13 protein-coding genes and 1 pseudogene are annotated in these 20032 nt (G+C 41.2%); 5 read left to right on the top strand and 9 right to left on the bottom strand.

Annotated features, from left to right (window positions below):
* Positions 1-83 precede the first annotated feature (83 nt).
* Positions 84-251, top strand: a complete 168-nt coding sequence (locus RM347_RS04500) for a hypothetical protein (RefSeq protein WP_322721500.1) — start codon at positions 84-86, stop codon at positions 249-251.
* Between the two features lie 112 nt (positions 252-363).
* Here RM347_RS04500 and RM347_RS04495 read toward each other — a convergent pair whose 3' ends face one another.
* From RM347_RS04495 to RM347_RS04475, 5 genes and pseudogenes are all read right to left on the bottom strand, one after another.
* The gene (locus RM347_RS04495; RefSeq protein WP_322721499.1) at positions 364-930 is read right to left on the bottom strand and encodes a GNAT family N-acetyltransferase; all 567 of its coding nucleotides are present in this window, start codon (positions 928-930) and stop codon (positions 364-366) included.
* Between the two features lie 472 nt (positions 931-1402).
* Positions 1403-1648: a ChaB family protein gene (locus RM347_RS04490; protein ID WP_322721498.1), complete on the bottom strand. Its 246-nt coding sequence runs from the start codon at positions 1646-1648 to the stop codon at positions 1403-1405.
* A gap of 114 nt (positions 1649-1762) precedes the next feature.
* A complete protein-coding gene (locus RM347_RS04485) occupies positions 1763-2431 on the bottom strand; it encodes a DUF1345 domain-containing protein (protein WP_322721497.1) in 669 nt (222 codons plus the stop codon).
* Positions 2432-2582: 151 nt separating this feature from the next.
* A pseudogene (locus tag RM347_RS04480) lies at positions 2583-2696 on the bottom strand (DUF1499 domain-containing protein); the annotation flags it as partial.
* A gap of 268 nt (positions 2697-2964) precedes the next feature.
* Complete coding sequence (locus RM347_RS04475) at positions 2965-8415, bottom strand: putative Ig domain-containing protein (protein ID WP_322721496.1); 5451 nt, start codon at positions 8413-8415, stop codon at positions 2965-2967.
* A gap of 351 nt (positions 8416-8766) precedes the next feature.
* Here RM347_RS04475 and RM347_RS04470 point away from each other — a divergent pair, with 351 nt between their 5' ends.
* The gene (locus RM347_RS04470; protein ID WP_322721495.1) at positions 8767-9915 is read left to right on the top strand and encodes an alanine--glyoxylate aminotransferase family protein; all 1149 of its coding nucleotides are present in this window, start codon (positions 8767-8769) and stop codon (positions 9913-9915) included.
* 281 nt (positions 9916-10196) lie between these two features.
* Here RM347_RS04470 and RM347_RS04465 read toward each other — a convergent pair whose 3' ends face one another.
* The 4 genes from RM347_RS04465 to RM347_RS04450 form a co-directional block, all read right to left on the bottom strand.
* Positions 10197-10730, bottom strand: a complete 534-nt coding sequence (locus RM347_RS04465) for a DUF4231 domain-containing protein (protein ID WP_322721494.1) — start codon at positions 10728-10730, stop codon at positions 10197-10199.
* 481 nt (positions 10731-11211) lie between these two features.
* Positions 11212-12639, bottom strand: a complete 1428-nt coding sequence (locus tag RM347_RS04460) for a hypothetical protein (protein ID WP_322721493.1) — start codon at positions 12637-12639, stop codon at positions 11212-11214.
* A 102-nt stretch (positions 12640-12741) separates the two neighbouring features.
* Positions 12742-14067 (bottom strand): KamA family radical SAM protein, encoded by a 1326-nt coding sequence (locus tag RM347_RS04455; RefSeq protein ID WP_322721492.1) that lies wholly within the window; start codon positions 14065-14067, stop codon positions 12742-12744.
* 520 nt (positions 14068-14587) lie between these two features.
* Entirely contained in the window at positions 14588-18142 is a 3555-nt protein-coding gene (locus RM347_RS04450) for an NB-ARC domain-containing protein (protein WP_322721491.1), read from the bottom strand.
* Positions 18143-18506: 364 nt separating this feature from the next.
* Between RM347_RS04450 and RM347_RS04445 the strand changes: the two genes are divergently transcribed.
* The 3 genes from RM347_RS04445 to RM347_RS04435 all read left to right on the top strand — a co-directional run bounded on the left by RM347_RS04445 (position 18507) and on the right by RM347_RS04435 (position 19871).
* Complete coding sequence (locus RM347_RS04445; RefSeq protein WP_322721490.1) at positions 18507-18896, top strand: hypothetical protein; 390 nt, start codon at positions 18507-18509, stop codon at positions 18894-18896.
* A 223-nt stretch (positions 18897-19119) separates the two neighbouring features.
* Positions 19120-19350, top strand: coding sequence for a hypothetical protein (locus RM347_RS04440; protein ID WP_322721489.1), 231 nt, complete (start codon positions 19120-19122; stop codon positions 19348-19350).
* Positions 19351-19520: 170 nt separating this feature from the next.
* Positions 19521-19871 carry a hypothetical protein gene (locus RM347_RS04435; protein ID WP_322721488.1) on the top strand — a complete coding sequence of 117 codons (351 nt, stop codon included), beginning with the start codon at positions 19521-19523 and terminating at the stop codon, positions 19869-19871.
* Positions 19872-20032 lie beyond the last annotated feature (161 nt).

Raw genomic sequence — 20032 nt, 5'->3', positions numbered from 1 at the left:
TTTTATCCGTCTTGAGAAATTTGCCGTTTGAAATTTGATGTTATAAATTAGTGCTCAGGTTTTAATCAGAGATTTATTTACCAATGAAAACCCAACAGATCAGTTCAACGACAGAAGAAAATAGACCCAGCAAGACAAAAAAACAGTCTTTTCCTGGCATGAATATTGGTACTCCTAAAGTACCATTTCGCAAATGCAAGAAGACAGCACAACAGCATGAGTTACTCAGTGATTGGGAAGATGCGAGTTAATTTAGTGACATACTCCTATACCAACTTACAGTCTTACAGTCTGGTGTAGGCTGCTGCGCGACTCCCGGTATGCGATCGGACATTAACTGAAAAACCATTATAAATTAGGGGGTTATAATTTCTTTCGCTCAATTGCCATAAGCCAACAATCTGAGTATTCCCCTTCATGCAGTTCATGGGCAGGCAATAGCTTTACCTTCATAAAACCACATTTTTCGTAGCAGCGGATAGCGCGAAGATTATCAACGTGCGGATCTATGACAATTTTATGAGCTTGCAGCTGTTCAAAAAGATAGTTGATAATTGCTGACAGTATTGTTGTACCAATTCCCTTGTTCCAATAGTCGGTTTCGCCTATGAACAAGTCAATCCCATAAACACGATCAGTTTCGTCGAGATGATACAATTGCCTATCGGTTTGTGATAAATCATTAAGGGCACAATACTGTAAATAACCAATGGGAATATTTTGATAGTAGAACAGACAGGGAACAACCGGCTCATCTCCCCCGATCATCGGTTTGTACATTTCTATAATTCTTTCTAAAGGAAAAGGATTATCTCTTCCTTCATAAAATTGCAAAAGTTTTGCATCAGTTAACCATTTTGCCAGCAACTCATAATCATAGATTTCATCTTGCATGAGACGAATAGCTATTTCGCCTTTTTGAATCAGCATAAATTATATAGCACTCATATTTGATTTTTGAAATATACGTAGTGGTCTGGCACAGCTAAAATGATGCATTAGATGTAGGTTGGGTTGAGCAACGCGAAACCCAACATTAATAGGAGTGTTGGGTTTTATTCCTCAACCCAACCTACAAATTTTTTTGCAACAATTTAGCCTTGCCACGCCAGTAGGGTGCGTTATGCCTCTGGCTAACGCACCGTCTGAAGGCTTTGGTGCCGTACTCTCGCCGATAACACACCCTACAGATACTTAGATTTTTTCATAAATCAAATCGGATTCCCATATATATTTTTTATGACAATTTAAATAATAAATATAGTTTTTTAAAAATATCTCTCTTCTGGCATTAGTTCTAAAAAAGGAAGGGAAATTCCATCTCTGCTTTGTGAGAATGAAATTCCCCTCAAACCCTTATAATACCTCTGACTTCAGATAGTTATGCAGAGGTTAAATTTACTTAATTTCCACCAGATACAACCGCTTTATTATGTATTGCAGTATCTTCAGGCTTTCTCTGCCATTTGCCATCGTTGCCTGGTTCGTATTCATTCTTTACACTATTCCAAGCAACATCACGCGCACCCTCTTCACTCAAACCATCACTTTGAGCAGCATTAAATGCTGCAACGAATATCTGTTGTGCGTGTTCTGGCAGTTGTTCTTTGATTTCTTCAGATAATTCATCTATTTTGTTATAAGGCATAAACTCACTCCGGTTATTTCAACTTAAGTTCATGTTAAAAAACGGGCAATCTAATTTCATCTTTCTGTAAGTAGAGAACCAAATAATCATCCTTTTGGCTGAGTCAAGCAATTTTTAAATCAGCGATGCAATGATATTAATACTCATAGCTACAATGGTGGTATTGAAAAAGAAGGATAATATGCCATGTAACAGAGTCAAGCGCCTCATATTGCGTGATGTCGTTTGCACATCTGAAACTTGACTAGTCATGCCAATTACAAATGAATAATATAAGAATTCCCAATAGTCTGGATAGTCATTATGAGGAAAATCTAAACCTCCAGTGATTTCTTCATTATGATTACGATTAATATATTTGTAATAGCTGTGTGCATATTGCACTGCAAACATCGTATGCACTAGTAACCAGGAACCAACAATGGTCATAATTGAAAGTATGACATGTAGGGTAAGCAGAATTGTTGATAACCCTTTTCTATCAGTTAGTAAAAACCCAATGGCTAAAACACTAGCACAAGCGGCAGCTATCACCAGCATGAATATAGCAAAATGCCCTTCATATTCACTCTCAGCATAACGGCGAATTTTTTCTGGGGTAGCCTCGACCATTTTCCACCAAGTCACGGCTAAGAACAAGTCAGTACCAGAGTTCCAAGCGCAGAGAATGCGAGTTGGTAAGTGCAGAGAATGTGGAAGGATTACTGAAACCAATACGGCAAGTCCGACAGCAATAATTAGTCTGGGCCGAGAGTCAAAGTTTTTAAATAAATTAAGTTTCACAAATATCTTGCACCAAGCGATCGCGATTAAAAATCGTACTCCAGTTGCTACTCTTTGGAGAACCCAAACGCTTATTTTTACATTTTTTTTGCAAAAGTTTGTGGTTTACTAATTTTTGTTTTGAAAAAGTTAGTTTTTAAACCATAACTTCTTTGTGATCTGCATCTGCACTTTGACTGGAAACACAGTTAGGAGAGTTAGGGCAGGATGCTAATTTACCGTTGTTAACACCTAAATTATTTGGTCGTTTGCCAGCAAAAACCATAATTATGTTTCCGGCTAAGTGAATAAGTACACTGTTAGATATTTGTCTTAATTAGTGTAATACTTTGCGGCAATCCTATCTTCTGGCAAATGACAGATTCACTAAAACATTAGTGATGCGATCGCTCTCTAGGACTCCTATTTGATTTTTGAAATACACGTAGTAACTGTGCCACGCCACTACATATACTTAGATTTTTCAAAAAATAAAGCCTGTATTCATTGCTCAATAAAGCTTACAGGCTATATCTATACCGAGTCTCTTCAGACTAGTCCATACTCAAATTAACTTGGACAATCAAATCGTTGTAATCTCGATCGCCGCCATTTGCCAAATCCTCAAAGCCAAAAGCGTTATTGCCTAACAGGCGAATATGATCTGCTTTGTCAGTGTTAGCGCCCAAGAAGGAGAAGTAAACTGCGGGATCGTTATTGGTATTGCTATCAAGAATTGCATCAGGCCCGGCATTAACGATGATAAATGGGACGAAAATAGCACCAGGTTGGAAAGTACCTGTGAAAGTTGCTGTACCTTGGTTAGCCACACTCAAATCAATATCAGCAACACGGTTAGTAATAGCTGCTTGAGTATAACCCGCCTGGCCAACAAGCACATCTGCTGTACCATCGCCATTGGTATCAATGCCACCATTCTGATCAGTTATCTGATAAAAACCGACAAAGTTGTTAAAAGCTGCTTCTCTATGAACCACAAATTCGGCTTTTAGCGATTGTGTCACATCCCGCAAATCTATCAGTTCAGCTTCATATTTTCCTTGAAGACCTGTACCTAGAGGTGGATCTTGGTCTGTTGCTTCAATCTTGACAACCAAATAATTCTGGAAGTTGAGAGAAAATCCTTCATCGTCCACATTCGTATCTGAGGAAAAAAGCACCTGAGAAAACGAAGTTTGTCCAGATAGCACCGCCTGAGTAGTGCTGCTACGGATTAAATAAAATCTCAGGTTGCTCTGAGAGTTTAATTCCAGTAGGCTTTTGAGATCAGTGGGATTAAAACCATTGGGCAGTTTGGCAAGAGATGAAAAAAGCACCGTTGCTCGTTGAAGAGCTAGTTCCGTGTAATTTGCTGCACCAGGGGCTACGCCGTCAATCGTACCTTCTGCATCGTCAACGACAAACACACCCAGTTCATTGACTTCTTGAGAACTGCTGCTTTTAATCTTGACTGAGAGTTTGGCTTTTTCACCGTTAACTTGACTTTTAATAGTAAAGATATCACCTGTAATTCTTGTGAGTAGGTTGGTTGATTCAGTCTCAGGAGTAATCCCTTGAGCAACGGTGAGTGCAAACACATCACTGACTTCAGCAAGAGCCGGATCTATGGCGGTGACTTTGATGTTTAGGCTACCCACGTTATTATTCGTAGGAATGCCGCTGAAAGTACGCTTATTAGCATCGAAGCTTAACCAACTGGGTAGTGGGTCGCCGTTGTCTAAGCTAGCAATGTAGATCAGAGTATCTTCAAGATCCACATCGCTAAAGGTGTTTTCAGGGATGGTGAAGCTAAAGGTAGTTTCTGCTGTGGTTTTTTGGTCAGCGATCGCCTGATCTACAATTGGTGCGTTGTTAGCTTTAGCAATTGTGAGTGCAAACACATCACTAACTTGAGCAAGAGCCGGATCTGTGGCGGTGACTTTGATATTCAAGCTACCCACATTATTATTCGTAGGAGTGCCGCTGAAGGTCAGATCGTTAACATTGAAGCTTAACCAATTCGGTAGTGGGTCGCCATTGTCTAAAGTAGCAGTGTAGGTCAGGGTGTCTTCAAGATCCACATCGCTAAAGGTGTTTTCAGGGATGGTGAAGTTGAAGATAGTTTTTGCTGTAGCTTTTTGGTCAGCGATCGCCTGATCTACAATTGGGGCATTATTGGTTTTAGCAACTGTCAATACAAACACATCACTGATTTCATCCCCAGAAATATCCTTAACAGTGACTTTGATATTCTGCTGACCCAAATTTTCCACCGTAGGAATACCACTAAAATTTCGGGTAGCAGTATTAAATATTAACCAACTGGGTAGTGGAGCGCCGTTTTCTAGGGTGGCAGTGTAGGTGAGGCTATCGCCAGCATCGACATCAATGAAAGTGTTCTCTGGGATAGTGAAATTGAACTGGGTATCGATGACTACCTTTCGATTAGCGATCGCCTCAACTACCTCTGGGGCATCGTTGACGTTCTTAACAGTGAGTGCAAAGTCATCACTGACTTCAACTCCAAAAATATCCCTAGCGGTAACTTTGATGTTGAGGTTACTCACGTCCGCATTTAAGGGAGTGCCACTAAAGGTTTTAGTATCAGCATTAAAACTCAACCAACTCGGCAGGGGGTCGCCATTTTCGAGAGTGGCAGTGTAAGTGAGGCTATCGCCAGGATCGACATCAAGGAAGGTGTTTTCTGAGAAAGTGAAATTAAAAACCGTGTCTTCTGTTGCTTCTTGATCTGCAATTTCATTCACCACCTGTGGCGGATCGTTGGCGTTAGCAACTGTCAGTACAAACACATCACTGACTTGAGCAAGAGCAGGATCTATGGCAGTAACTTTGATGTTTAAGCTAGCAACGTCCTCATTTAAGGGAGTGCCACTGAAGGTTTTAGTATCAGCATTAAAACTCAACCAACTCGGCAGGAGGTCGCCGTTTTCGAGAGTGGCAGTGTAAGTGAGGCTATCACCATCAACATCAATGAAGGTGTCTTCTGAAAAAGTGAAATTGAAAACGGTGTCTTCTGTGGCTTCTGGGTCTGCAATTTCATTCACCACCTCTGGCGCATCATTGACGTTTTTAACAATGAGTAAAAACACACTACTCGCTTGGGCGAAAGCTGTATCCGTGGCGGTAACTTTAATGTTCAGGCCACCCACGTTTGCATTCAAGGGAGTGCCACTGAAGGTTTTAGTATCAGCATTAAAGCTTAACCAACTGGGTAGGGAACTGCCGTTTTCGAGGGTGGCAGTGTAGGTGAGGCTATCGCCAGCATCGATATCAATGAAGGTGTTTTCTGAGAAAGTGAAATTGAAAACTGTGTCTTCTGTTGCTTCTTGATCTGCAATTTCATTCACCACCTCTGGCGGATCGTTGGCGTTAGCAACTGTCAGTACAAACACATCACTAACTTGAGCAAGAGCAGGATCTATGGCAGTAACTTTGATGTTTAAGCTAGCAACGTCCTCATTTAAGGGAGTGCCGCTGAAGGTTTTAGTATCAGCATTGAAGCTTAACCAACTGGGTAGGGAACCGCCGTTTTCGAGGGTGGCAGCGTAGGTGAGGCTATCACCATCGACATCAATGAAGGTGTTGTCAGGGATAGTGAAATTGAAAACCGTATCTTCTGTTGCTTCTTGGTTAGCGATCGCCAAAGCTACCTCTGGGGAATCGTTGACGTTAGTAACTGTCAGTACAAACACATTACTCGCTTGGGCAAAAGCTGTATCCGTGGCGGTAACTTTAATGTTCAGGTTACCCACGTTTGCATTTAAGGGAGTGCCACTGAAGATTTTAGTATCAGCATTAAAACTTAACCAACTCGGTAGGGGGCTACCGTTTTCCAAGGTGGCAGTGTAAGTGAGGCTATCGCCAGCATCGATATCAATGAAGGTGTTGTCAGGGATAGTGAAATTGAAAACTGTATCTTCTGTTGCTTCTTGGTTAGCGATCGCCTGTTTTAGTTCAGGCGGATCGTTAACGTTCTTAACGGTGAGTGTAAACACATCACTGACTTGAGCAAGAGCAATATCTGTAGCGGTAACTTTAATATTCAGGCTACCCACGTCTGCATTCAAGGGAGTACCACTGAAGGTTTTGGTCGCAGCATTGAAGCTTAACCAACTGGGTAGAGAGCCACCGTTTTCTAGGGTAGCAGTGAAGGTGAGAGTGTCTCCAGGATCTGGATCTTGGAAGCTATTTGAGATGGTGAAGTTGAAATCTATGCCTTGTAGAGTCTCTTTGTTTTCGATTTCATTCACTAGCACTGGATTTTGATTAATCCTGTAGCGTGCCACAGCAAAGTTATTGGCGCTTACTCCCGCAACTATTATCTTACCATCGGCTTGTTGGGTGAGAGCGTAGGCATTATCAGTACTCTTTGTGCCGATATCAGTAATTACCTTGCCAGTAGTGTTGAAATCAGTGTCGAGACTACCATTGCTGTTGTAACGTACTAAAGCAAAGTTATTACTACTCGAACCTGCCACCAGAATCTTGCCATCAGCTTGCACGCTAACGCTGTAGGCGATGTCGCTGGTGGCAGAACCAATATCAGTAATTACCTTGCCACCACTGCCAAAGCTGGTGTCAAGACTGCCATTAATGTTGTAACGTGCCAAAGCAAAGTCACTACCGCGCCTTCCCGCCAAAATAATCTTGCCATCTGCTTGCACAGTAACGCTGTAGGCTATATCAGTACTGCCTAAGTTAGTAATTACCTTGCCAGTAATGTTGAAATCGGTGTCGAGACTACCATTGCTGTTGTAACGTACTAAAGCAAAGTTACTACTACTCGAACCTGCCACCAGAATCTTGCCATCAGCTTGCACGCTAACGCTGTAGGCCGTATCGGTGGTCTTTGAACCAATATCAGTAGTGACTATGCCATTACTACCAAAGCTGGTGTCAAGACTGCCATTGCTGTCATAACGTACCAGGGCAAAGTTATTAATACTCACTCCTGCCACGATAATTTTGCCATCACCTTGTAGGGTAACGCTGTAAGCATTGTCGTTAGTACCATCACCAATATCAGTAGTGACTTTGCCAGTAGTATTAAAATCAGTGTCGAGACTACCATTGCTGTTGTAACGCACCACAGCAAAGTTACTACTACTCACTCCCGCTACCAAAATCTTGCCATCAGCTTGCAGGGCAATGCTTCTGCCAGTATCGCTGGTTTTTGAACCGATATCAGTAATGACCTTGCCATCACTATCAAAGCTGGTGTCGAGAGTACCATCGCTGTTGTAACGCACCACAGCAAAGTTACTACTACTCACTCCCGCTACCAAAATCTTGCCATCGGTTTGTATGACAACACTTCTAGCAGTATCGCTAGTGCCTGAGCCGATATCAGTAATGACCTTACCATCACTATCAAAGCTAGCATCAAGAAGTACCACAGATAAAACTGAAGTGTAGGCTGCTATTACTTCTTTCCCAAACGCCAAACGAGGAACAATATCCCCTGTACAAACCTCCAATTCCCAGTCACCACCTAATGCAGCACTCCCCGTCAAGTCATCAGACGCCGCTACTACTGCACCTGTCAATTCGCTCAGACAGCGTATAAACAACACACCTGGCTCTGTTTGAGCTACTTTGCAACCATACAGCAGTAGTTGTGAATCTTCACTCAAAGCATTTGCCCAACCCATAAGTTGTGCTGCGTAACGATTGAGCGTTTCGTTGTTGAGTTGACTGTTGCCCAAATAGATGCACCCAGGTGCGCCGTGGGAAACAATGTGCAGACTCTTGACTCCCTGATGAGACTCCAGCACTTGACTAATTTGCTCAACGCCATCTTGGTTGGCATCTAAGACTACAACTGAGGTATCTGGTAATACACCCATTACCAGGCTTTGGTAGTCATCAACCTGTGGGTCAATAAAAACTAGGCGAGTAGGATACAAGTCTAAAGTTGGCTTACTATTAATGCTGTTAGATATTTTGTTTATAGTAAAGTTTTTATTGCTACTGTGCTTTATCATAGTTGTCCAATAGTAAGTCCCTGATATTGAGCAAAAATGAAGATTTTTGCAGGTAATTTATGGTAGTTGCCTTTCAATGTAGGAATAAAATAAACCCTTTTCCTCAGTAAATTCACCAATTTCATTAATGGGATTTTAGAAGTTTGTAGGCATAGAAAGTACCTGAAACCTTTGATAAAAAACTCAGTACACATCTATTTCCGACGTTGCATATTTGCGGGATGATTTAGCAACTTCCAAAATTCTCCCCCTGCTTCCCTTCTTTCCTGTTCCCTCCCTATGCAAGTAAGTTCAGGAATCAAATCGGATTCCTATATGATCCGGTAAGTATCGTCTAGGCGAAGACAGATTATGACGCAAACAATTTCAATCAACGACTCTGGGCGCTTGCAACTCACACCGCTAGAAATACCATCACGTCTGCTGTTGGGGCCTGGGCCCTCCAATGCTCATCCCACAGTTCTCCAAGCGATGAATACCTCACCCGTTGGGCATCTTGACCCAGCTTTTCTCGCACTCATGGATGAAATTCAGTCGTTGCTACGCTATGTATGGCAAACTGAAAACCCACTCACCATTGCAGTCAGCGGTACAGGAACAGCCGCAATGGAAGCAACCATCGCCAACGCTGTTGAACCCGGTGATGTGGTTTTGATTGGTGTAGCTGGTTACTTCGGTAATCGCCTTGTGGATATGGCTGGGCGTTATGGCGCAGATGTGCGAACTATTACCAAACCTTGGGGACAAGTCTTCAACCTCGATGAACTCCAAACTGCCTTAAAAACTCATCGTCCGGCTATCTTAGGTTTAGTTCATGCCGAAACCTCCACCGGCGCACGTCAACCATTGGAAGGGGTCGCTGATTTGTGTCGTGAATTTGGCACTTTGCTGCTGGTGGATACGGTGACGAGTTTGGGTGGCGTCCCCTTGTTTTTGGATGCTTGGGGAGTTGACCTAGCCTATAGTTGCAGCCAAAAAGGGTTGGGTTGCCCGCCTGGTGCTTCTCCCTTTACTATGAGTGCGCGTGCAGTTGAGAAATTGCAGCAACGCCAAACAAAAGTTGCAAACTGGTATTTGGATATGTCGTTACTGGGCAAGTATTGGGGCGCTGAACGCACCTATCATCATACAGCACCGATTAATTTATACTATGCATTGCGGGAAGCACTACGTTTGCTTGCAGAAGAGGGGTTAGCAAACTCCTGGCTGCGGCATCAAAAGAACGTAGAATATCTCTGGGAAGGGTTGGAAAGCTTAGGACTGAGTATGCACGTTGAGCAAGAGTATCGACTACCAACGCTTACCACTGTTCGCATTCCAGCAGGGGTAGATGGGAAAGCGATCGCACGGCAGTTACTCAATGAACATAATATTGAAATTGGCGGTGGTCTTGGCGAACTAGCTGGTCAAGTCTGGCGCGTCGGATTGATGGGCTTTAATAGTCGTAAGGAAAGTGTTGACCAACTTTTAGCAGCACTACAGCAAGTTTTACCTAAGTAGTTTTGGCATAATTAGGTGCGTTAATAGTAGCGTAACGCACCTGATATAAAGTGCGATCGCGCTATAGCAATCCTATTTGATTCGTGAAAATGAATCTTTTTGAATGAACTGCATTTGCAGAGCATCTCGTAAAGCCTGCGGCATAGCTACGCTTAGGGCGTAGCCTCTCGTAGAGAAGATAATAAAAAAGCAGAAAAATAAGTTTTCACAAATGATTTAGGATTGCTATGGCATTGTTTGAGAATTTAATAAAAGCTGATCCGCTAAATTTGTATTTGCTATTAATTGCTTTTTCTATTTATTCCATCAGCCACATTGTTCTCCCAAGTTTCATGACCTTGTGACCATATCTCCATTATCCGATTGGAAAATTGACAAATTTTTTCCTCTTCATTTGCTATTTGTGAATAAACACCAGCAGCTTGTAAATATAAAAACTTTTCTACTTGTAGTTTTTGTTCTACTCCTCGTGAGTGTACCCAGACTTTCTGAGAGGCTGTTTGAGTTAACAATGTGGTAGAGAGGGTAGCAAGCCCACTAATAACCGGAACAGCCCAATTTAATTGCTCAATCTTTTTACTTGCAGCGATCGCAGAAAGAATAGTGACAGTTGCGGCAAGAAAAATGCTTGAATATTTGAGTCCCTGAAACCAACGTTTATGTTGAAGAGCTTCTTTTTTAAAATGCTGGATCAGGCGTTCGCATTCATCGAGGGATTCCTTCTGTTTTTGTGATAAACGCCGGGGGAATATATCTGTTGAGTCTTTCTCACTATCTTGCTTGTTGAGGTTGACTATCTGACTTTTTTCTGGCATTTTTTTGACTACTAGGAAATATCAAATTGCACATTTTGAGTTTCATCAGGTTTAACCCAATCTACTGAAGGATTTTTCTAGATATTTTTAAACTATCTAATGTTCACTGCGAGAAAAAACCCACAAACAGCAGAGGCAAGAGTATTAGGAGAGACACAATCAAAACGAGGGTTGCTGGCTCGATTTTAATGTGGTTTTTTTGTGGTTCGCGCATTTGGCACTCTCTTGAAAAATAAGTATATTAACTCAGGCTAAAGGATGTTTATTCCTTTTTCCAAGCCCAATCAGGTTGAAAAATGTCAATTTTTAGCAACTTCATCGCCCTATTAGCTTATTTCTTCCAAGGCAATTTAGTCCCCATTTCAGTGAATGCAGAGAAGATGAGATAGAGTACGAGTAACCCAGCACCCGCAAAGAAAGCCAGTAAATCGTTATCCATAAATCCTTTTTGCTAAAACTTTACTAATCATAGCGGAACCATCTAATCTTTAGGATTTTTCTGAGCCTGCAATCTTTGGTCTTCTGGATGCAAACTATACCAGCCATACCAGTGACGAACTGCTAGCCAAACCGCTGAAAGTAAACCTGCCAAACTAAGGGTTAATCCGCTGAAAGGTACTAATAATCCAAAAATAGGTAGCACTGCTCCAGCAATAGTGGCGACGATCGCAGCCAGGGAAGCACTGCGGCTGGCTCCCAATCCCCATGTTAAAATTAGCAAGATGATGGAAATTAAAGTCCAAGCCAACTGAGGATTGATGGCGCGAGCTAAATAGGTCAAAGTCAACAGACAAGCAAAGTAAATACTAGCAGCGATCGCAATATTTTTGAAACTCATTGGCAGTGACAAATATAACAACAATATCCACCATAAAAATATTGCTGGTGCTAGTAATAAAAGCCGGGGAATTACGCCAGTGTGACGAATAGGTTCGGTATTGGTAAACACTCCAAATGGATTTTTTACCGAAACATTATCGTCAAATTTCCAAGTAAATTGCGTACTGCGTCCATCAACTTTTATTTCATTAGGTACAATACCACTGGCAAAATCAGCTGGAGCAAAGTTGGCAATTGCGGTGAGGCGGAAGTTGGAAAGCAACTGTCCCGTTGCACTATAAACCCAGCGCGGTCCTCCTTGAGCCTGATAGGTGACTCGAAAGGTGCTTTCTTCCCCTGGTTGTAGGCGAAAGGGAAAATTATAATCACCCGCGTTGGTTGGTTGTAACCTAGTCCCGTCACGCTCGATTTTGTAGCTCTCAAGCAGTGTGTAGCCGTTGGGTGGCGGTGCTTCAAAGAAAAAATTATTAATATCCTTGAGTTGGTTAACTACTTTATAATCGGCAGTATAATTTACCCGATAAATTGAGCTGCGACCTGGAACATCTACGCTTTGGTCAAGCTTGACTTGAATTTGCGAACCAGCCAGCATCAAAAAGCGAGTAATTTCTCGTGTCTCATTTACCTTAACTATCTTGCCAGCGACTTGAGTGTTATATGTGTATGGCTCTCGAATAGAGTAACGGACTTGGGGCGCAAATTGTTCGAGCTTTTCACCTGCAACACTTTCAGCCACTTGAGCCACCCTTGCTTGTTCCCAGTAGTGGTAGCGATTGCTTAAAGTTGAACAGAGAAAAAATCCAGGTATTAATAAAACTAATACTAGAGTTAAATGCTGCAATCCCCGCAACAGTTGGGAATAACGAACAGCCCATTCGCCTATGAATATTACTTGTTCCGGCTGGCTTCGACGTAGGGAAAAACTTATCAGTGCGATCGCAACTCCCAAAGCTACGATCAAAAATACTAATAATAGTGAAGCTTTGAGCGCCTGAGTTCCAAATTGGACAAGCTCAATTGGATGCGTCAAATCAGGTAATCCGGGAATACCTTGAGCAGAAGATGACATTGGCAGATTTTTGCAGAATTTGGAGAACCAGACCGATAAAATCTCTTAAAAGTTTCTGGAAATGGGTATAAATTATTCTCTAATTTGGTGCTAATCCCCAATTTAACTTTGTATTTTCAGAATTTCCTTTAGTTTATTCTCATAGAAAAATTCCTTTTCTCCCATAGCTGGAACCAAATCAGTTAACCAGGTTGCTTTCTCGTCATAACGTGCAAAGAAAGGACGTTTACACCAATTGGGATCGCGTCCTTGCAAAAAAGAAAGTACAAATACTTTCTCGCCATAAATCTCAGTTACGCCATCCACTGCAACCTTACCTGGTAGTGCTGACATGACTGGGCCACGAGCCGTGCGAGCTAACCCAGACACTTTTTGTATTGCTGCTTGATAAATTTCCCAAGCTCGAATAATTGGCACTTCAAAGTAATGTTTGGCTCCAGTATCTCGTTCCATAAACATATAGTAGGGAATGCAACCAAGGCGAACTTGTTCTCGCCACATCTGTATCCATACTTCCGAAGAATCGTTAATTCCCCGCATGAGTGGCCCTTGGGTGCGAATCTGTGCGCCTGTACTACGAATACGTTGGAGCGCTGCTTGAGCAATTTCAGTTTTAATTTCTGTCGGATGATCGTAGTGTGCCATTATCGACAGATGTTTGCCTGAACTCGTCACTTTCTCAAACAAACGTAAGATATCATCAGCATCTTCATCTGTAACAAAGCGATAAGGCCAGTAAGCTACCGATTTCGTACCAATCCGAATTGTCTGGATATGTTCAAAACCCGAATTTAGCAGTGGTTCAATATATAAAGCCAGATGTTTAGCTTTCATTGTCATTGGATCTCCGCCAGTGATTAAAACATCTGTGACTTCCTGATGTTGGCGGAGATACTCTTGAAAAAGTCCTGATTCACGGGTAGCAAATTTCATTCCGTCCATCTTCACAAACTGGGGCCAACGGAAACAAAATGTGCAATAAGCATGACAAGTTTGACCTGCTGTCGGAAAAATTAAAACTGTTTCGGGATATTTATGTTGAATTCCTGGTACTTGTTTTCCATCTAAAGTTGGAATATTATGTTCTGCCTGTCCGCCTGGATGGGGGTTAAGTTGCGATCGCGTTGTATTTACTACCTGACGCAGGTCTTCTGGCGTCGAATTTTGGAGATGCCAAATTACCTTGTCTAGAGATTCAGGATCCAACATTTCTTTTTGAGGAAAGGTGAGGCGAAAAATGGGATCATCAGGAATTTTCTCCCAGTCAATCAGTTCCTCTACTACGTAATTATTGACACGGAACGGCAATACTTGGGCAACTGCTTTCATTGCCAAGCGGTCTGCTGTTGAAAGTTTTTGCAGTTGAGGAAGCCGATCTATATCTTTAATTTCATATAACTCAATTTTTTTAGGGTTAAGTTGCGACATTTAATTATTATTTTTATTCACATAAAAAATACTTTTGTATCTCAATAGGCTTTGGTTAAGGTGCACATTCCCTAGAAGATGTTTGAAAAGTCTTCTTGTCGGTATTAAAAGTTCTAGATCCCTCTAAATCCCCCTTAAAAAGGGGGACTTTGATTCTGGTTCCCCCCTTCTTATGGGGGCCAGCGCGGTCTTCTCCCTTGGCGCTAGCCTCTCTCTTTGGGAGAAGGGGAGACGCTAAAAGCGGTAGCGAGTCATCAAGCGTCTGGGGTCTCCCCAAGTGGAGCAAGTGGCGTGGGTTAGGAGGATCGAGTTTTATCCGAACTGTATTAAGAAGTATCTGGAAAATATAGTGACACGTTAGCAATAATATGAGTCAGGTAGTTTTGAAAAATCATCCGACCGATATAATTTGGCATAATGGCAATCCTCACAAAAAATTCATGATATTCAATAATAAGAAACTAATACACATTTCCAATAGTGCAATTAAATAACATCATTATTATTTTTAATTAACCAATTAATCTTCAATAGCACCCAATTCTTTAAGTGTATTTTTTTGTTCTTCCCCTAGACCGGACACACCCTTTATATTCATTCCCTCATAGGGTCTTTTGGGCATGAGGGTTTTGATACACTCTCCAGTTGTGACATTCCATTGTTTAATAGCTCCATCCTGTGAGCCGCTAAACAAAGTTCCATCTGGACTGAAGGTAACAGAACGAACCCAATTATTATGTCCTTGCAAAATCTTCAGACGTTGACCTGTGTCAACATCCCAAATTTCTATAGTGTGATTAACACAAGCACAGCCAAGAATCTTACCATCAGGACTAAAAGCAACAGAACGTATCCAATCATTATTGACTAAAATTTTACAACATTCGCCAGTCTGAACATCCCACAGCCGTACTGTTTTGTCATCACCACCACTAGCTAATAACCCTCCAAATTGCCCTTGTGAAGAAACAACTGGGCTAAAAGCAACAGACCATATTCGCATAGTATGTCCTTTCAAAACGCGAATACATTCCCCTGTATAAACATTCCACAACCGCAGTGTTTGATCATCACTTCCACTGGCAAGAATTTCACCATCAGGACTAAAACTGACAGAGCGCACCCAATTTGTATGCCCCTGTAAAGTTTCAAAGCATTGGCCAGTCCGAATATTCCATAGCTTGATGTTGCAGTCAATACTGCCACTAACCAGAATTTGACCATCATGACTAAAAGCAATAGAGCGGATGCGATCGCTATTTTGCAAAACTTTCACGCACTGTCCATTCAGAGTATCCCAAAAGCGGATAGTTTGGTCATCACCGCCGCTAGCTAATAGTCCCTCAGCTAGCGGACTAAAAGCAACTGACCAAAGGCGGCCAGGGTGTCCTTCCAAAGTGCTGATACATTGCTCAGTCTGAACATCCCACAGCCTAACGGTTTTATCATCATTGCTACTAGCAATTATCTTCCCATCTGGACTCAGGGCTAGATCGTGTACCCAATTGGTGTATCCCTGCAATATTTGGATACATTGATAAGTCTCGATGTCCCAGAACCGAACGGTTTTGTCATAGCCACCACTGGCGAGTGTTTTCCCGTCGGGACTAAATGCAACAGACAGAATAGAATTACTGTGCCCTTCCAAAGTTTTTAATAATTTCCCTGTTTGAATATCCCAGAGTTTCACAGTTTTGTCATCGCTACTACTGGCGATGATCCCTCCTCCTTGTGAAGAGGGGATCGGATTCAAGGCTATAGAATGGATTAAATTAGTGTGTCCTTCTAAAGTTTTTAATAGCTTCCCTGTTTGAACATCCCAGAGTTTCACGGTTTTGTCATCGCTACAACTGGCAAGTATTTCACCATCAGAACTAAAAACTACGGACTGTACTAATTTAGTATGTCCCTCAAGAGTTTTCAAACATTTACCTGTTTTTACATCCCACAACTTCACAGTTTGGTCAGCACTACCACTGGCGAGTATTTTTCCATCAGCACTAAAGGCAACAGAACGAACGAAGTTGCTATGTCCCTTGAAAATTTTCCAGCATCGTTGAGTACCCAAATCCCAGAGTCTAATGGTTTTATCACTACTAGCACTGGCGACAATTTTGCCATCAGGACTGAAGGCAACAGACCTGACCCAGCTAGTATGTTCTTCAAGAGTCATGAGATGTTTTTGGCTATCAACATCCCAGAGTTTCACAGTATGGTCATCACTACAACTAACTAAAGTTTTACCATCAGGACTAAAAGCAACAGTTCTTACCCAGTTAGCATGTGCCTTCCAATGAAACAGTTGCTCACCATAAGTAGCTTGCCAAAAACTAATCCGACCATCAGCGTCACCTGTAGCAACTATTTCTCCATTTACAGGACTAAAAGCCACTGATAAAATACTATCAAATATTCCTGTAAAGATAGACTTAGATAAGTCAGATTTAGCAAAGTTTACATTATGCAAGTTCACATTTGTTAGGTATGCTTGCCATATCTTGAAATTGGAAAAATCACACCCGCTTAAATCAATTTCCAGATGACAAAAGAGGTTAATAATATTCCCGCCAGCATAGCCTGATGTCAGAGGAGTGTTTACTTGCAGCAATTCTATAATTTTTAAAAGATGTTCTTTAATTCTGACTTTATTGCCAAATTTATTAATTAGCTTTTCAATAACTGGTTCTACAATTAAACGGATTTGGGCATTTCTAACCTTTCCTTCTATTTGTGCTTTGAATAAAGCATGGCTCTTTAACAAGGAAATATTCTCTAGATTAATCTCAGAAACAATTTCTTCACAAACCTGGGTAACAAATTGGCTAATAATATATTCCATAACTACGGCTTGGAGCATGAATTTTGCCAAACCTTTCTCATTAAAAATTAGCGATCGCCGTCGCAGCGATTCTAAAGCTTCTATTAATTGGGGTTGTGATGTAGTTGAGATAATATCTGCTTGCAATTCTACAAAAGAAGTGGGTTTGCAATTAATTCCTAACCAGTATAAGATTTCTTTTTCTAAATTTGATAGCCGATTAAACTGCTGTTCTAATAGATTTCGGATATCACCAAATAACACAGAAATATCACAACTAATAAACTCGGAGATATTGCTACCAAAAACTTCTTGAATCGTATTGCAAACGATTTTTAAGGCTAAAGGATTACCTGCATACTGATTAATTAACTTGTTCCAGTCTTTCTCTGAACCTAAAAAATCACCTTTGCCTACAAATATGCTTTTTGCGGCGATGTTTTCTAGCCCACTTAGCTGCAAGGATTGAACTTTAAGATTGTTCCCTTCTAAGGTGACGATTTCTTTTGGACTTTCGCGACTGGTTAAGACTAAACAGCTTTGATGAGGTACTTCGCCAACTTGTCGAAAAAATTCTCCATATTCTTCATATCCTTCTCGATATTGTCCGACATAATCACCTCCAAGCATGACTGACTCTACATTATCTAGTACCAATAAACAGCGATGTTTCCGCAAACAGGCAATCAGTTGCGAAATTCCTACTTCTTTAGGCTCATTCTTTTTGGAGAAAAACTCAATCAGGTCTGCAAGAATCTCCTTAACAGAGGGTGCATGACGTAGCGATCGCCAGATAACATACTCAAACTGTCCCTGAATTTTCTGTGCCAGCTTGATAGATAACGCTGTTTTGCCAATTCCCCCTATACCAAATATTGCCACCAGTCGGCAACGGTCTTTATTTACCCATTGCTCTAGAACCTCTAACTCTGATTCACGCCCAAAGAAAACGGGGACATCAGGCGCTTCGCCAAAATCATAACAGCATGAGGTATTAACTACTGTTGATAACTGATATTTTTCCTGGAGGATACTTCTAATCACCTCTAATTTCCCAGGAGTACTCCCAGCAATGTCAAACTTTTGGTAAACCGAACCAAGTCGCTTCCGCACTGCTGCTGCACTAATTTCGAGAGTGGTTGCAATAGATTCTGCCGTTTGACCAGCTAAAGCTAGAAGTAAGGCACTTACCTCAGCCTCAGATACGTTGTGTTCGGCTGCAACCGCTCTCAAGAAACTTTCAGGAATTTCCGTCATGAAATAAATTTCTCCAGCCAAAACTATTTATATATATGTGAGGTAGATGTGAGATATATTTCTACTTATTTATAAAGTCATCTCTGGGCAGATAAAACGGGAGAGGATGAAATTGGCTTTATGGGGTGTGGTTTCCCAGTCCCCAGTCCCGTGCGTTGGCCTAGCCCATCGTAGACATCGCCTAGCGTTTTACAGAAAAGCGTATTGACAAGACACTACTAACTATACTCTAAATTATCAACTTGTCAATTTGATTTATCAACTAGATTGACAAGATTAATCAAGTAAATATACAATATCGATAAGAAATTAGGTGTGAATCGCGAGGATAGCTGAAGTAACTAGCACTGGGGTACCCCACACTATGCCAACACCTGACGCTTCAAATTCCGCTCAGGAATTATTTGACTTGCTTGAGAAAGATATTCTTGCCTGCCATACTTGCAAGGATGGAATGATTGAAGTGACTATCCGCAAGATCGGAACTGAAGAGTTTGAGTTGCGTGTCATCTCTTTCCGAGGTTCTTTTCGTTGCGTTCATGGGGATCTACATAGGTATTTAGAGGAGTTATCGACAGATACAACAGATACGCAAAGTCAGGTATCCATATATCGCGATCGCTTTCGAGTGGGATTGAGGGGATTGTTAAAGAAGGGGTTTGGACTACTCAGACTAGACTTTTCTAAATGCAAGAAGGGAAATACCGCGCCGATATTTGGCTTGATGGTATCTGAATTGTTGGATATTGACTGAGTTTAGTTGTTTTTGTTGATTATTCTAAGTAATTAACAAAAACCACTGATTTCACCTCAAGGTTTAGAGAAACAGTAGAAAATTGTTTTCGTTATTGAGGTTAACAAGTGAATAGTTGTCCAGCCCAAGAGAGTCTACAAAAAGACTACAGCAGGGTTGATATGGTGCTAATAAGTGCCACATCAACCCTGTTATTTTTTTATTCAACTATCAGGAGGAAAATATGACTACGAATCGTAACAGCTTGTTATTTCGTTTGACTTCCAAATTCATTAAATATTTTTTGTTGGGATTATTTGGTCTAGCGATCGCTTACGTTTTGTCAGCTATTTTCGGAGGCTCACATATTGCGATGAGTCTATTACCTTTTGTTTTTTACTGGTTCATTTTTCGGTGTGGACTGATTCTTCTTTGCTTAATATTGACGACAGTAATTTTTGAATCTGTTCGTTAACATCTCACAATGAATATTCGACTTTCACATCTTGCATGATTTTCAATTAATATCCTCGCCCACTCTAAATAAACAGTATGACTGCTAGTGTGAAAGTCTGAATTCCTTTGTAAAGCTTTTTAGAGCCGTGAAAAACTTCGTCTCTAAGTATACCTAACTGTATTTAGGATGTGTTAGAAGATTTTCCCAATCTAACACATTACTTTTTTGCCAAACATCAGTCAAGAAATTATCAATTGGAGACGGAAGGAAAAATGACAAGAAAACATAGCAATTTTTCTGGACAAGAACAGTTTCATCCTATATTAGTTATCTTAGTAGCAGGTTCGCTCTCTTTGGCAATTGTTGATCAGAGCAATCGTCCTGCATACTTTGATATTGTGAAAATTGCAGTCGTTTATTTTTTTGGCACAACTAAGTCCCAAGGAAATATTAATAAGTCTAACAACCTAGATGATTCAGAAATCCCAGACAGTTCAGATAGCGCAAAATGTAGTGATAATTGTGACAAGCCTAAATGAAGAACTGAACTAGTTAAAGAAACGGTAAATAGAAGTAAAATCAAAAACCCGGTCATGAAGACCGGGCTTTTGAGTGAAAACAATGGGGCTATATTCCCCGAAGGTTAATTATAGAGGTTCAGTATAATCATCGTTGCTCTGATATGTACTACCACCCAGAC

This window comes from Nostoc sp. ChiQUE02 (assembly GCF_034531305.2).
In the GTDB taxonomy this organism is placed as follows: domain Bacteria; phylum Cyanobacteriota; class Cyanobacteriia; order Cyanobacteriales; family Nostocaceae; genus Nostoc.
Note: the sequence above shows the minus strand (reverse complement) of the source record. Positions and strands in the feature narration are given on the sequence as shown.